This window comes from Allochromatium palmeri (genome assembly GCF_009720725.1).
GTDB classification, from domain to species: Bacteria; Pseudomonadota; Gammaproteobacteria; order Chromatiales; family Chromatiaceae; genus Thermochromatium; species Thermochromatium palmeri.
Genome location: NZ_WNKT01000023.1, coordinates 31,737 through 45,145 on the forward strand (window position 1 = coordinate 31,737; position 13,409 = coordinate 45,145).

A 13,409-nucleotide genomic window follows, 5' to 3' on the forward strand; every position below is an offset into this window, starting at 1 on the left:
AACCGTTGCTTCTGCGGATCGTAGGACTACCTGGTTGATCGTTGCAGCTCATCGGCGCGGCTTACGGGTGCGTGATCGCCCTTTGCGACCGCCGCTAGCGCCGATGAGCTGGTCGATCAGTTCAATGAACTCCTGGATGACGGCTTTTTCGCCACGTTCACGCGCCGCTTCACGCAGATCGCGCCGGACATGAAGCGGCGCATCCAGCAGATCAAGCATTTTTTCGAGTCCGATCAGACGGAAGATCGCAGCGAATTGTTCGGGTGAGCCGTCTAATCCAGGCGGCAGCGTCAGATCGCCGAATTCACCGAAGAAATCATCCTCCTCGTTATCCTCGTCATCGAAATCAAAAAAGCTGCCGCCGAAAGGGCCGGGTGGCCCGAAACCGAATGGGCGCGCGCGTATCAGTGCCTCGTGGATGCGGGTGGCGGTTCGATCGTCGCCCTCGGCGCTGGCGGTTTCCAGCGCCTGTTCCAGATCGAATATGTCGTGGCTCAGCGGACTCAGGACGCCATTGGGATGCTTGGACTCGAAGGCATGGAGCACGAAGATCGGCGCCTTGCGCCAGCGCTTGAGCGCCAGCTTGGCCACATCGCCCCGGATCCTGTCGAAGCGGGCGCGTTTGAGCGTCTCGCAGACCGTTTCCAACTCGCTGCGTGACAGTTCCTTCCAGGGAGCTTTGGTTAGTGCCTTTGTCAAAAACGGCTCCAGGGCGCTGGCGAAACCCCGTCCGCTGTCGAGATGTCGGCGCAGACGCTCGAACGCGGCGAGCAGCTCAGCACGATCGGGCTTGATCGAAGCGTCCAGAGCGAGCGAGCGCAGGATCCGCTGTGGTTCCAGTCCCAGTTCGCCGCCGGCCAGGATCAACGCCAGGCGTCCGGACAGACCCGAGCCGAGTCGATTCAGAATTGGCTCAAGCGACAGCGTGCCGGCTGTCGGATCCTCGATGAAGTCCAGAAAGGCCGACATGAGCTCGACCTGCTCACGCGCCGACTCACCGCGCGCCCATTCGCGGGCGGCGCCCAGCTCCTTGCGCGCCAGATCCAGACGCGACTTGAGCACCTGCTTGCGCGCGTGGGCCAGGTGCGCCGCGACCAGACGCTCGCGCACCTCGGTGTTGATCGGATCAATGGCCAGGAGGCGCCGCGCCAGTCCGGCGGCTTTCTTGAAGGCACCGGTATCGAGCGCTGCGTCCATGGTCGCCTGGATCACCCGACGATCCTCAGGCCAGTGCCTGGTCGCGGTTTCCAGCAGACGGCGCGAATCCTTGTGGCGCTTGGCATGGCGGTAGAAGGCGATCAGGCGCAGATAGGTCGCGAGATCCGGATCCGATTCGAGACTCAGTTCCAGACCTTCACAGACGACCTCCTGGATCTCGGAGATTTCGCCGGCTGGCGTGCGACGGGTCGACAGCGCATCGAACAGCTGATCGGCACGGCGCAGTGCCAGGGCGATGATCGCCTTGTGATCGGGATCCTTAGCGCGCTCCGCAGGATTGATCTTGAGTTCGAGCGCGAAACTGTTCCAGCAGTCATGAATCTCCTCGGGATGCTGCGCGGTGATCTCCGCGTCCCAGGCGTCCAGCTGCATGAGTTCGAGCTTATCGAGGGGTTCGGAGCCAATGGCGGGCATCCAGCTTGCGCACTCGTGCCCCTGGTGCACCAGGATTCGCCGCTGTGCTTGCCGCGTCCAGGCCTCGCCGAGTCGCTTGCGCTGAGCCTGTAGAAAACGCACCAGCAGCTCGGGCTTCGGGGGTGTGCCCAGGCGTTGCAGCCCCTCCCAGAACGTCAGGCGCTCGGGCGACCAGCCGCGTAGCGCACTGGCGAACGCTCGCTGGTGCCGGCTGAGCGTCGGCCAGCGTTCCAGAAAGACCGACTCGGGCAGCAGGGCCAGTTCGGCACTGGCCTTGATCGCGCTGAAGGGCGAGTCCTCGGGGATTCGTCCGAGCTGGCGCCGGGCCTCTTCGGGAGTCTCGTTCAGTGTCAACAGCGCCTTGAGGATCGTCGACCAGTCGCGATAGGCCGAACGGAAGGGCAGGCGGCTCAGGGCCTCGCGCGCGCGCTCATCGTCGCCGGCGCAATAGGCCTCCAGCGACTCGCGCGCGGCCTCGGCATGACGTCGCAGTGAATCGTCGGGGGCAATCCGCTCCAGGAGCGATCGATCATCGCCCAGAATCCGCGCAGCAAGCAGCGCACGCAGCCGTTCGGCCAGCGCCTCGGGCGTCTTGGGATCGGCCAGTCGCGCCAGCAGGGCATCGAAGCGCCCGAGCCGCGCGAGCAGCGTGCACTGATCAGCCTCCATGGGAAGGTCGGGGTCAAGCGCCGCGCGGTTCTCCCACATCACCAGGGCTTCTTTCAGCATCCCCTTGGTGCTCAGTTCGCGTGCGCGGCCGGCATAGGCGGACGCTAATCCGGCGCGCCAGTCTGCACGCGGTTCCTGTTTCAGAAGGGTTTTGTAGTCGGCGATGGCGCTGCGAAAATCACCCGATTGAATCGCGTGCTCCGCCCTTGTCGCCAACGCCTCAACCGAGAGATTGGCCTGTTTAGGGGAATCGCGTCGTGTGCGCTGTTTATTTTTGCTGGACATCAGGGATAGGTTTCAATGCGTGATGAGCTGTTGGCCAGCGAGGATCGCGACGCCGGTTTGGAAGGTTTTGCACATAAAAACAGACTAAACTTTCACTTTGCCGCTATCAAGCGGCTTGAAATCTAATGCAGCAGGCCCTGGCTAAGACATTTCGTTTATTGCTCGATCCCCAATCTCGCCAAGCGTTGTCGCAGTGCCAGCGGTGTCATGCCGAGCGCGCGGGCGGCGACAGTCTGGTTCCAGCGCGCACGATCGACAGTGGTTTCGCGGCGCTCTGTAGACGCCGTACCCGGATCAGGCGTCCTGGCGCGCTCAACCGCAGGTAAATAGAGATCCGCAACCTCGATGCAGGCCCCCTCGCACAGCGCCAGAGCACGCTCCAGGATGTTTTCGAGTTCGCGGACATTGCCCGGAAAGGGATAGCGTACAAGTGCGGCGATGGCCGCTTCGGAGAGCGTCGGGCAGGCCGCGGGATCGATCCCGCCCGCTGTTTGGGCCAGCTGTTGCAGGATATGGACGGCCAGCGGTTGGATATCCTCGGGGCGTTCGCGCAAGGCCGGCATGCGGAGTTCGATGACATCGATGCGATAAAACAGATCGCGCCGAAAACGCCCGCGCTCGACTTCCTGACTCAGATCACGATGGCTGGCGCTGATGAGCCGGACATCGACCGGCACCTCGCGCGCCGCACCGATCGGGCGCACGCTTTTCTCCTGGATGGCACGCAGTAGCTTGACCTGCGCGGGCAGGGGGAGGTCGGCCAGCTCGTCGAGAAACAGCGTCCCGCCCGCCGCCGCCTGGAAGAGTCCCTCCTTGTCGGCCAGGGCGCCGGTGAAACTGCCCTTTTTGTGTCCGAACAGTTCGCTTTCGACCAGATCGTGCGGGATGGCGCCACAGTTGACCGGAACGAAGGGACCGTCGCGTCGCGGTCCCTGCGCATGGATCAGGCGCGCCGCCAGTTCCTTGCCGGTGCCGCTCTCGCCGGTGATGAAGACCGGCGCCTGGGTGCGGGCGAGTTTGGCGATCAGGACGCGGATCTGTTCCATCACGGTCGAGTCGCCGAGCAGCGGCATGTCCGTGGCGCCCTGTTCATCGAGCGCACCGGTTCGACCGCGCAGTCTGAGCGCCGATTCGACCAGATTACGCAAGGCGGCCAGATCGACCGGTTTGGCCACGAAATCGAAAGCGCCGGCCTTCATGGCGGCCACGGCGGACTCCATGTTGCCGTGCGCGGTGATCATGGCCACCGGCAGCTCGGGATAATGCGCGTTGAGATAGTGCAGCAGATCCAGCCCACTGCCGTCCGGCAGGCTCAGATCAGTCAAGCAGAGATCGGGGCGATGGCGCTCAAGCTGGCGCTTGGCCTCGGCGACCGTCAGCGCCGTGACAGCCGCCACGCCCATGCGTCCGAGCGTGATGCGGATCAGATCGAGGATGTCGGCTTCGTCGTCGACGACAAGCGCCAGGGGTTTGTGCATATCCAGCCTCCAGAACGGCAGGATAGCGCGCCTCCCGAGCCGAGAGAAGGCTTGGTGCTGTCGTCGCGACGCGTCAGGCGTAAGCGGGCGCGAACGCCTTTTCCGGCTCCTCGACCGGTCCGTCCACGCCCCAGTAGGGCGAGAGCTTGCGCAGTTGAGCGACGATCGGCGGCACGACTTCGATGACGCGCTCGACTTCCTCGGCACTGTTGTAGCGCGACAGCGAGAAGCGGATGGTGCCATGCGCCGCCGTGTAGGGAATGCCCATGGCGCGCATCACATGCGAGGGTTCGAGCGAACCCGAGGTGCAGGCCGAGCCGCTGGAGGCCGCGATGCCGAGCTTGTTGAGCAGCAGCAGGATCGCCTCGCCCTCGATGTACTCGAAAGCAATGTTGGCCGTGTTCGGCAGCCGCGCGTCCGGATCGCCGGTGACGAAGCAGTTGGGCACAGCGGCGAGCAGACCCTGTTCGAGCCGGTCGCGCAGAGCACGCACCGCGGTCTGCTCGTGCTCCATGTGGTCGAGCGCCATCGCGCACGCCTGGCCGAGCGCGATGATCGCCGCGCTGTTTTCGGTTCCGGCGCGCCGTCCGCGCTCCTGATGACCGCCGCGCAGCAGTGGACGAAAGCGGGTGTTGCGTCGCAGATAGAGCACGCCGATGCCTTTGGGCGCATGCAGTTTGTGGCCCGAGAGCGAGAGCATGTCGATGGCGGTGTGTTTCAGGTCGATCGGCACCTTGCCGACGGCCTGGACGGCGTCGGTATGAAAGAGCACACCGGCGGCCCGGGCCATCTCGGCCATGCGTTCGACCGGAAACAGCGTACCGGTCTCGTTGTTGGCCCACATCACCGAGACGATGGCCACGCGCTCGGAGAGCAGTCGGCCATAGGCGTCGAGATCGAGCCGTCCACGTCCGTCGACCGGCAGGTAATGGACGGTGTAGCCGTCCTTCTCCAGTTGCTCGCAGAGCGCCAGCACTGCCGGATGCTCGACAGCGGTGGTGATGATCTCGCGCCGCTCGGGCTGGACTTTGAGCGCCGAGAGGATGGCTGTCGAATCGGACTCAGTGCCGCAGGAGGTGAAGACGATCTCGGAGTCGTGCTCGGCACCGAGCAGCGTCTGAACCTGGACGCGCGCCTGCTTGATCGCCTGGCCGACCCGGTTGCCGAACTGGTGGATCGAGGACGGATTGCCGAACTGTTCGGAGAAGTAGGGCAGCATGGCCTCCACCACCTCGGGCGCGACCATGGTGGTGGCGTTGTTGTCGAAATAGATGCCTTGAGCCGTGGCGGTCATGCGGATGGCCTCCCGATGGATGTGTCCGAAGTGTCCGAATCGCGATCAGGCACAGGCCCGATCGGGTTCCTGGGTATGCGGTCTGGCCTCGGCCGGGATCACCCGCACGAATTCGCCCAGTGCCTCGATCATCTGTTCCTGGATCCCCTCCAGGGTCACAGCCGCCATCTGGCAGCCCGCGCAGGCGCCGCGCATCTTGACATAGACCTGACGGCCATCGACGTCGACCAGCTCGACGTCGCCATGATCGCGTTGCAGGGTCGGACGGACGCTGTCGAGTACGGCTTCGATGCGGCGGATCCGCTCGACCGTGGTCAGTCGCGGGCGACCGGCCTGGACCGGCAGCGGCGTGGTACCCGCCGTGGGCGCGAAACTCTTGCCGGCTTCGCTGAGCACGCGCGTGAGAATTTCCTCGACGCCCTCATGACAGGCCGAACAGCCGCCGCCGGCCTTGGTGTAGTTGACCACTTCCTCGACCGTGTTCAGGCCATTGGCGCGGATGGTGTTCTCGATCAGCTTAGCGTCGACGGCGAAGCATTTGCAGACCATCGCGCCTTCCTCGTGATCGTCCGTCCAGACCTCGCCGCGATAGTTGGCCACGGCCGCTTGCAGCGCCTCGCGACCCATGACGGAGCAATGCATTTTTTCGGGCGGGAGTCCGTCGAGATAGTCAGCGATGTCCTGATTGCTGACCTTGAGCGCCTGATCGAGCGTCAGGCCCTTGATGATCTCGGTCAGGGCCGAGCTGGAGGCAATGGCCGAGCCACAGCCAAAGGTCTGAAAACCGGCGTCGAGGATGGTCTCGGTCGCCGGGTCGACCTTGAGGGTCAGCCGCAGCGCATCGCCGCAGGACAGCGAGCCGACCTCGCCGGTCGCGTTGGCCTCCTTGACCGCCCCGGCGTTGCGGGGGCTGAAGAAATGCTCCTGGACCTTTTCGGAATATTCCCACATGGCGTGTCTCTCCAGCATCGTTTTGGCTTGTACGCCCGGCGCAGGTGCCGGCGTCTAGCTTGGGGTCTCGATTGAGACCGATGCGAGAGGTTAAGCGAACATCATGCCAAGTAAAATGATTGGCATGAGTGCTTGTTTTTGAATGAAATTTCTTGATAGGCGACAGCTGAACCTGTCGGCTCCGGCACAGCGCGGTGCGAACCTGACGTCATGAATCAGACAAGACCCGCTGTCCCGGATCGCCCCGCACCGCGACAGCGAGCGGGGTCGGGTGTGATCGGAAGACGCTCAGGGCAGGAACGAGCAGCAGTAATCGGTCAAACTCAGGACGCGGACGCTGAATGTGGAATTGGCCGGCACATTGAAGGACTCGCCGCCCTGGATCCGGCGCCAGCCGTCCTCGCCCGGGAGCTGGACATCGAGCTCGCCGCTCAGGATCTCCATCAGCTCGGCGGCCTGGGTGCCGAACTCGAACGCGCCCGGCTGCATGATGCCGAGCGTTTTGCGGCGGCCGTCGGCGAAAGTGAGGGTGCGGCTGGTCACCTGACCGTTGAAATAGATGTTGGCGGCTTTGGTGACTGTGACCTGGGTGAAGTCGGACATGCTGTTTCCTTGATCGATGATCGATCAGACAGAAGGTTGGATGGATGAGTGAACGAAGGGAGCGTCCCGGACTATCCCAATGACGCTCAGGGTTGGGTGTCGAAGAGATCCGCCGCGCCGTTCATCATTGCTGGCGCTTGCGTGGCCTTGAGTCCGAAATGCTGATAGGCCGACTGGGTCGCCATGCGTCCGCGCGGGGTGCGCATCAGAAAGCCCTGCTGGATCAGGAAGGGTTCGAGCACATCCTCGATGGTGCCGCGTTCCTCGCCGATGGCCGCCGCCAGGCTCTCGACCCCGACCGGGCCGCCGTCGAACTTCTCGATCACAGCCGCCAGCAGACGCCGGTCCATGTGATCGAAACCGAGCGCATCGACCTTGAGCATGGACAGTGCCCGATCAGCGATGTCAACGCTGATGCGCCCGTCGCCGCGCACCTGGGCATAGTCGCGCACCCGGCGCAGCAGCCGGTTGGCGATACGCGGTGTGCCGCGCGAGCGCCGGGCGATCTCGGCCGCGCCGTCGGCTTCGGTCTCGATGCCGAGGATCTGGGCCGAGCGCCGCACGATATGGGTCAGATCCTCGGCGGAATAGTATTCGAGCCGCTGCACGATGCCGAAGCGGTCGCGCAGCGGTGAGGTCAGCAGACCGGCGCGCGTGGTCGCGCCGACCAGGGTGAAGGGTGGGAGATCGAGCTTGATCGAACGCGCCGCCGGTCCCTCGCCGATCATGATGTCGAGCTGATAGTCCTCCATCGCCGGATAGAGCACCTCCTCGACCACCGGACTCAGGCGATGGATCTCGTCGACGAACAGCACGTCGCCCGGATCGAGGTTGGTCAGCAGCGCGGCCAGATCACCGGGTTTCTCCAGCACTGGTCCAGAGGTCTGACGCAGATTGACCTGCATCTCGTGGGCGATGATGTGCGAGAGCGTGGTCTTGCCCAATCCCGGCGGACCGAAGATCAGTACATGGTCGAGCGCCTCCTTCCGCGCGCGCGCCGCGTCGATGAAGATCTCCATTTGCTCCCGCACCGCCGGCTGGCCGACATAGTCAGCGAGCTGGCGCGGACGGATGGCGCGATCGATGGCGCGATCGTCGGTGCCAGCCTCGGCGGTGATGAGTCGGTCGGGGTCGTTCATGGGACTTGGCATCAAGCAGGGATGATGGATGGGGCGGGATTCGTCGTTGTGGTCAGCTTAACGGGATGCGCTCATAATGTCTGCAACCGGATCACCAACCGATGATCGCTCAAGAGCCTGATGACGATGCCACGCCTGACTCCGACGCTCGGTCTGACGCTTCTTTTGACGCTGATCCTCGGGTTGCTGATGCCGCTCGATGGCTGGGCCAAGAAGCGCGGTACATCCAGCGGCGGCTATTCGCGCCCGTCGTCGAGTCTGAGTCAGCGCACGCCCTCGACGCGCTCAAGCACATCCACACGCACCCCATCGGTCAGCGGCGGCTACAGCCGTCCGCGCGCCTCATCTTCGTCGACCACCGCCAGCCCGACACCGCGCGCCAGTGCCGCCGATCAGGCACTCTCACGCCAAGGCTCCAAGCGCGCGCTCGACGACTACCGCCGCCAGCGTGAACCGGATGCACCAGCCATTGAAACGGTCTGGAATCGGCCCTCGACCGCCACAGCCCCGAGTGCTCCGCGCCGATCCTCGACGCGCGATACACTTCTGAATGCGGGGGCGGCTGGACTTGGTGCGGCACTTGGGCGCCATCTGGATACACCCCGCTTGTCCGGGTCGCCCGTGTCCACCGTGCGCGCATCCGCGAGCACGAGCACCGCGTCATCGGGCTTTCCATTCGGCGCCTTGCTGACAGCGCTGTTCCTGCTGCTGATCGGCGCCGTGTTCATCATCGTGCTCTGGCGGCGCTTCTTCGGTGAGGTCGACAAGCGACGACCTGCCGCGAAGGGTGCTGGACGCGCGGGCGCGCGGTCGGCGTATCGTCCCGACTGGTTTCGCGTCGGCATGACCCTGCCGGTCGATCCATCGCTGTTCATCCTGGCCGAATCGCTGACCAAGCTCCAGGCCCCGCAGGCCGCAACCGGCAGCGGTCTGCTCTCGGTCGAGCCGCTGGGCGAGGTCAAGGGGGCGGGCCAGACCTGGTATCGGCTCTATGTCTCGGGCGGAGACGCTTTCTTCCAGGTGCATCTGGATGCGCGCGGCCAACCCGACGAGTGTCGCTATTTTTCGCATCTCGACACGGTCGAGCCGGCTGACGCGGACGAGTGGGGCGTCTGGCTCGACCGCGACGAGGGACTGATCGGCTGGCCGGAATTCCAGACCCAGGATGGCCAACGCTATGCACGTCTCTGGTCGCCGGGTCAGACGCGCCTCGAACCCTACTCGCTCCGTGAGACCCTGGAGGCCGCCGAGGGGATGGGCCTCGAGCCGTGCCGACAACAGACCATGCTCTATGCGCGTGCGACCGGTGCCCAGCCGCCGCTGCCGATCACTGAATATCTGCTGGTGGCCGCCAACGAACAGGGCGAGGGCGCCTGGGTGTCACTGCATGTCGGGATCGACATCCCCGTCGCCAGCCTGAACCTGAGCTGACAGCCGCGACCGCGACGAACCGCTGGCCCGCAACATTCCTGGAGTCCATACCGTGACCGATACGCTCGATATCCTGTGGCAGACGCTCAACAGCGGACTGCCGATCCTGTTGCTGCATTTTCTCACCACGCTGGCGTTGCTGGTGTTGGGTGTGGGCGGCTATGCCCTCATCACACCCTTTCACGAGCGCGCGCTAATCCGGCAGGGCAACGCGGCGGCCGGGCTGACGCTCGGCGGCGCCTGGGTGGCGCTGGCCATCCCACTGGCCGCCACGCTCGCCACCAGCGGCGTCTGGCTCGATATCCTGCTGTGGGGCAGCGTGGCGGTGCTGATCCAGTTGCTGACCTTCGGGGTCTTCGTGCTGCTGTTTCGCGATCTGCGTGCAGCCATCGAATCGGGCAACGTAGCGATCGCCGCGCTGCTGGTCGGGGTGCAGGTGGCGGTTGCGCTGCTGAATGCGGGCGCCATGGCCGGTTGAGCCAGACCTGACCACAGAGCTTTCTATACTCGAACATCCATCAGGAGCGACCTTCCATGTTCAATTTCATCCGTCACTTCGCCGGGGTCAAAACCGATCAGGCTGTCCAGAGCGGTATCGAGGCGCTGGTGCGCTGGGACCCCAAGGGCGCGACCGAAGCCGAGCTGCGATCCATGGAGGAGCATCTCGACGATCTGGGCCTGGAGGTCGCTCAGGCACGCGCGGCTTACGAGCGAGAGAAGCAGGAGGCCGACGCCATTCAGACATTGCTCGATCAGCGCATGGTCGCCGCCGAGATGCTGCAAGGTCAGCTCACGACTGAAATCGAGCCGACCCGTCAGGCGACACTCGAAAAGAGTCTGCATACCCTGCTCGACATGCTCGAACAGATGGCGCCCGATGTCGAACGCGAGGCTAGCGAGGCGCGCGATGCGCAGGAGTTCCTGGCGATGCTGGAACAGACCTATGCCGATGCCGGCACCAAGCTCAAGGACGCGCGCCGTCAGCTCGAACGCGCCGAGCGCGACATGAAGCGTGCCGAGCAGCAGCGCGAGCAGGCCGAGCGTCAGGCCGAGGTCGCACGTCGCGCCGCCGGTCTCAGCGGCACCACCAACAGTCTGAACGTGGCGCTCAAGGCGATGAACGAAGCTGCCGCGCGCGATCTGGCTCAGGCCGAGGCCGCGAGCCTGAAAGCCAAACTGCTCGCGCCGACGCGCCCTGAACAGGACGATCCCAATATCGCCGCCGCGCTGGCCGCCGCCAGCGGCAAGGGGCCGGCTCCGCAGTCGGCCAGTGAGCGTCTGGCGCGGTTGAAGGCGCGTCAGGTCTGAACCACGTTTGAATCAACGAAATGGCAGGAGTGTCACTGATGCAACTCGGAATGATCGGGCTGGGGCGGATGGGCGCCAACATGGTGCGCCGCTTGATGGGCGGCGGCCATACTTGTGTGGTGTATAACCGCTCACCAGAGGCCGTCACGACCCTGAGCGCGGAAGGGGCCATCGGCGCCGATTCGCTTGCCGATCTGGTGGCCAAGCTGGAAACGCCACGGACACTCTGGCTGATGGTGCCGGCAGCAGCCGTAGATCAGTCCATTGCCGATCTGGCGCCATTGCTCGACCCAGGTGACATCCTGATCGACGGCGGCAACTCCTATTACGTCGATGACCTGCGACGGGCCAACGCGCTCAGCGCCAAGGGGATTCACTATCTGGATGTCGGCACCAGCGGCGGTATCCGGGGACTGGAGCGCGGCTACTGCATGATGATCGGCGGCGAGCGCGAGATCGTCGCTCGCCTGGATCCGATCTTCAAGACCCTGGCCCCTGGGCGTGGTGACATCCCGCCGACGCCGGGGCGCGAGGACCGCCGTGGCCGTACCGCTGAGGACGGCTATCTGCACTGCGGCCCCAACGGCGCCGGCCACTTCGTCAAAATGGTCCACAACGGCATCGAATATGGCCTGATGGCCGCGTATGCCGAAGGGTTCAACATCCTCAAGCAGGCCAATATCGGCAAAGCTGAGCACGCCGTGGATGCTGAAACCACGCCATTGCGCCATCCCGAGCATTTTCAGTATGACTTCGATCTGGCCGACATCGCCGAAGTCTGGCGACGCGGCAGTGTGGTGGCGTCCTGGCTGCTGGATCTCACGGCAACGGCGCTGTCGGAGTCGCCAGAGCTGAGCGATTTCTCGGGCCGCGTCTCGGATTCGGGCGAGGGGCGCTGGACGGTCCAGGCGGCGATCGACCAGGGTGTTCCGGCCGAGGTGTTGACCGCCGCGCTGTACGCCCGTTTCAGCTCGCGCGGCGAGGCCGAGTTCCAGAACAAAATCCTCTCGGCCATGCGCTTTCAGTTCGGCGGCCACCACGAAAAGCCCCGGACTTAATCCAGCCTGGAGTCCGAGGCGCGTGGCGCTGTCCAGTGAGGTATCATTCGGCGTTCCACTTACCCAGCATCGGAGAATCTGTGCATGAAAACACTGACACGTTCGACCCGCCTCGCCTGCGTCATGACCCTGTCCCTGATGGGCCTGGCGTCTGTCGCTCATTCCGAGACCATGCCGGTCGCCGGCGGTATGATCTCGTCCTCGCTCACTGGCACGGTGACAGTGGTCAATGTCGAGAAGCGCATGCTCACCATTGAGACCCCGGACGGACATTTCGAGGTGCTGCACGTCCCCAAGGAGGTCCAACGTCTTGATCAGATCAAGATCGGAAACACCCTGACCATCACCGAGACCGAGCTCTTGCTGGTCGATCTGCAAAAGGGGACCGATGTCACTGGACTGGGTGTTTCGACTGATTCGAATATCGAGCGCGATCCGGGCACCAAGCCATCTGGGATGATGACCGAGTCATTGACCATCAAGGGCGTCATCACGGCGATGGACAAGGCCGATTCCAGTGTCACCATTCAGGGTCCACAGGAGCAGATCACGCTCCAGGTCGAGGATCCGTCCGTGCTCGATTCGGTGGCCGTGGGTGATGGTGTAAGCGCCTCCTACATACGCGTGATCAGCGGCGAGGTGACGTTCTAATCACCGTTCAATCGTAACGGGTCCATCTTGGCCCCTCTTCCCTCACGGGAGAGGGGCTGAGGATCTGTCGTTCACCCGAGGTTCTCGCATGCAACGGATTCGACTCCAAAACGCCTCCTGGAAGGGGTTGACCCTCATCGCCGCCGTCTTGGCGGCCGGCTGCGCCACCAACTCCAATCCACTGGGCAGTGGTATCGACGTAACGGCCAGCGACCCGAGTCACCTGACACAAAGCGGCTTTTTGTCCGACTATGGACGCTTGGCGCCGGTTCCCTGGGATAAGGGCGTCCAGTGCTGGCGGCGTCCGGATCTCGATATCAAGCGCTATAACAAGGTGCTGATCGCGCGCATGAGCGTCTCGCTCAAGCCCGCCCAGCAGACGACGATTGACCCGACAGACCTCAAGACGCTGACCGACTATTTCCATGCCTCAATGGTCAAGGCACTCAAGCCTCAGATGAAGGTGGTCGAGAAACCCGGGCCAGGCGTGCTTGGATTGCGCATCGCTCTGACCAATCTGGTGCCGACCAGCGTGACGCGAAGTGTGACGGGAACGCTCATTCCCTATGGTTTCGTGCTTGAGGCCGGTTCCGGCCTGGCCACGGGCCGACCCGCCGGCTCAACGCCCTATCTGGGCGAGACCAGCATCGAGATGCAGCTCGTCGACAGCGTCAAGGGCACCATTCTCGCTGAGTGCCGCGACACGCAGATCGGGCGCAAATATGCCGCTGAAATGGACGCCGGTGCGACAGGCGCCGCCCAGACCTGGGCCAGCGGCTATGTCAATTCCTTCCAGAGCTGGGCCTATGCCAAGAACGCCTTCGACAAGTGGTCGGCGCTGACCGCTGAGCGCCTGGCCGCGTTGCGCGGCACGGGAGGCTAATGGCGTAGTGGTTCCATGGGGCGGGCG

At 64.1% G+C, this 13,409-nt stretch carries 12 protein-coding genes; 6 read left to right on the plus strand and 6 right to left on the minus strand.

The genetic code is table 11. The annotated features are described in order from the left end of the window. Nucleotides 1–48: 48 nt before the first annotated feature. The 6 genes from GJ668_RS11515 to ruvB all read right to left on the minus strand — a co-directional run bounded on the left by GJ668_RS11515 (nt 49) and on the right by ruvB (nt 8,051). Nucleotides 49–2,586 (minus strand): hypothetical protein, encoded by a 2,538-nt coding sequence (locus GJ668_RS11515; protein ID WP_155450296.1) that lies wholly within the window; start codon nt 2,584–2,586, stop codon nt 49–51. Nucleotides 2,587–2,741: 155 nt separating this feature from the next. Next, nucleotides 2,742–4,064 carry a sigma-54-dependent transcriptional regulator gene (locus tag GJ668_RS11520; RefSeq protein ID WP_155450297.1) on the minus strand — a complete coding sequence of 441 codons (1,323 nt, stop codon included), beginning with the start codon at nt 4,062–4,064 and terminating at the stop codon, nt 2,742–2,744. A gap of 73 nt (nt 4,065–4,137) precedes the next feature. Then, nucleotides 4,138–5,358: a cysteine desulfurase NifS gene (nifS, locus tag GJ668_RS11525; protein WP_155450298.1), complete on the minus strand. Its 1,221-nt coding sequence runs from the start codon at nt 5,356–5,358 to the stop codon at nt 4,138–4,140. A 45-nt stretch (nt 5,359–5,403) separates the two neighbouring features. Next, nucleotides 5,404–6,309 (minus strand): Fe-S cluster assembly protein NifU, encoded by a 906-nt coding sequence (gene nifU, locus GJ668_RS11530; protein WP_155450299.1) that lies wholly within the window; start codon nt 6,307–6,309, stop codon nt 5,404–5,406. A gap of 288 nt (nt 6,310–6,597) precedes the next feature. After that, nucleotides 6,598–6,912, minus strand: coding sequence for a pyrimidine/purine nucleoside phosphorylase (gene ppnP / locus GJ668_RS11535; protein WP_155450300.1), 315 nt, complete (start codon nt 6,910–6,912; stop codon nt 6,598–6,600). 86 nt (nt 6,913–6,998) lie between these two features. Next, entirely contained in the window at nt 6,999–8,051 is a 1,053-nt protein-coding gene (ruvB, locus tag GJ668_RS11540; protein WP_155450301.1) for a Holliday junction branch migration DNA helicase RuvB, read from the minus strand. 126 nt (nt 8,052–8,177) lie between these two features. On the opposite strand from ruvB, the gene GJ668_RS11545 reads away from it, so the two are divergent. The 6 genes from GJ668_RS11545 (at nt 8,178) to GJ668_RS11570 (ending at nt 13,382) form a co-directional block, all read left to right on the plus strand. After that, complete coding sequence (locus tag GJ668_RS11545; RefSeq protein ID WP_186343055.1) at nt 8,178–9,482, plus strand: DUF2491 family protein; 1,305 nt, start codon at nt 8,178–8,180, stop codon at nt 9,480–9,482. Between the two features lie 52 nt (nt 9,483–9,534). Beyond that, nucleotides 9,535–9,960 carry a DUF350 domain-containing protein gene (locus GJ668_RS11550; protein ID WP_186343056.1) on the plus strand — a complete coding sequence of 142 codons (426 nt, stop codon included), beginning with the start codon at nt 9,535–9,537 and terminating at the stop codon, nt 9,958–9,960. Nucleotides 9,961–10,016: 56 nt separating this feature from the next. Continuing rightward, nucleotides 10,017–10,790, plus strand: coding sequence for a hypothetical protein (locus GJ668_RS11555; protein WP_155450303.1), 774 nt, complete (start codon nt 10,017–10,019; stop codon nt 10,788–10,790). A 38-nt stretch (nt 10,791–10,828) separates the two neighbouring features. After that, a complete protein-coding gene (gene gnd / locus GJ668_RS11560) occupies nt 10,829–11,848 on the plus strand; it encodes a phosphogluconate dehydrogenase (NAD(+)-dependent, decarboxylating) (RefSeq protein WP_155450304.1) in 1,020 nt (339 codons plus the stop codon). 84 nt (nt 11,849–11,932) lie between these two features. Then, on the plus strand, nt 11,933–12,499 hold the full coding sequence (locus tag GJ668_RS11565; protein ID WP_155450305.1) for a hypothetical protein: 567 nt from the start codon (nt 11,933–11,935) through the stop codon (nt 12,497–12,499). A gap of 88 nt (nt 12,500–12,587) precedes the next feature. Beyond that, complete coding sequence (locus tag GJ668_RS11570) at nt 12,588–13,382, plus strand: DUF3313 domain-containing protein (RefSeq protein WP_155450306.1); 795 nt, start codon at nt 12,588–12,590, stop codon at nt 13,380–13,382. Nucleotides 13,383–13,409 lie beyond the last annotated feature (27 nt).

Bases quoted from the DNA above. Each gene is read 5' to 3' on its own strand.
- ruvB (WP_155450301.1), bottom strand. From the start codon at position 8,051: ATGAACGACCCCGACCGACTCATCACCGCCGAGGCTGGCACCGACGAT.
- GJ668_RS11555 (WP_155450303.1), top strand. From the start codon at position 10,017: ATGTTCAATTTCATCCGTCACTTCGCCGGGGTCAAAACCGATCAGGCT.
- GJ668_RS11570 (WP_155450306.1), top strand. From the start codon at position 12,588: ATGCAACGGATTCGACTCCAAAACGCCTCCTGGAAGGGGTTGACCCTC.
- ppnP (WP_155450300.1), bottom strand. From the start codon at position 6,912: ATGTCCGACTTCACCCAGGTCACAGTCACCAAAGCCGCCAACATCTAT.
- gnd (WP_155450304.1), top strand. From the start codon at position 10,829: ATGCAACTCGGAATGATCGGGCTGGGGCGGATGGGCGCCAACATGGTG.
- GJ668_RS11545 (WP_186343055.1), top strand. From the start codon at position 8,178: ATGCCACGCCTGACTCCGACGCTCGGTCTGACGCTTCTTTTGACGCTG.
- GJ668_RS11565 (WP_155450305.1), top strand. From the start codon at position 11,933: ATGAAAACACTGACACGTTCGACCCGCCTCGCCTGCGTCATGACCCTG.
- nifS (WP_155450298.1), bottom strand. From the start codon at position 5,358: ATGACCGCCACGGCTCAAGGCATCTATTTCGACAACAACGCCACCACC.
- GJ668_RS11515 (WP_155450296.1), bottom strand. From the start codon at position 2,586: ATGTCCAGCAAAAATAAACAGCGCACACGACGCGATTCCCCTAAACAG.
- GJ668_RS11520 (WP_155450297.1), bottom strand. From the start codon at position 4,064: ATGCACAAACCCCTGGCGCTTGTCGTCGACGACGAAGCCGACATCCTC.
- nifU (WP_155450299.1), bottom strand. From the start codon at position 6,309: ATGTGGGAATATTCCGAAAAGGTCCAGGAGCATTTCTTCAGCCCCCGC.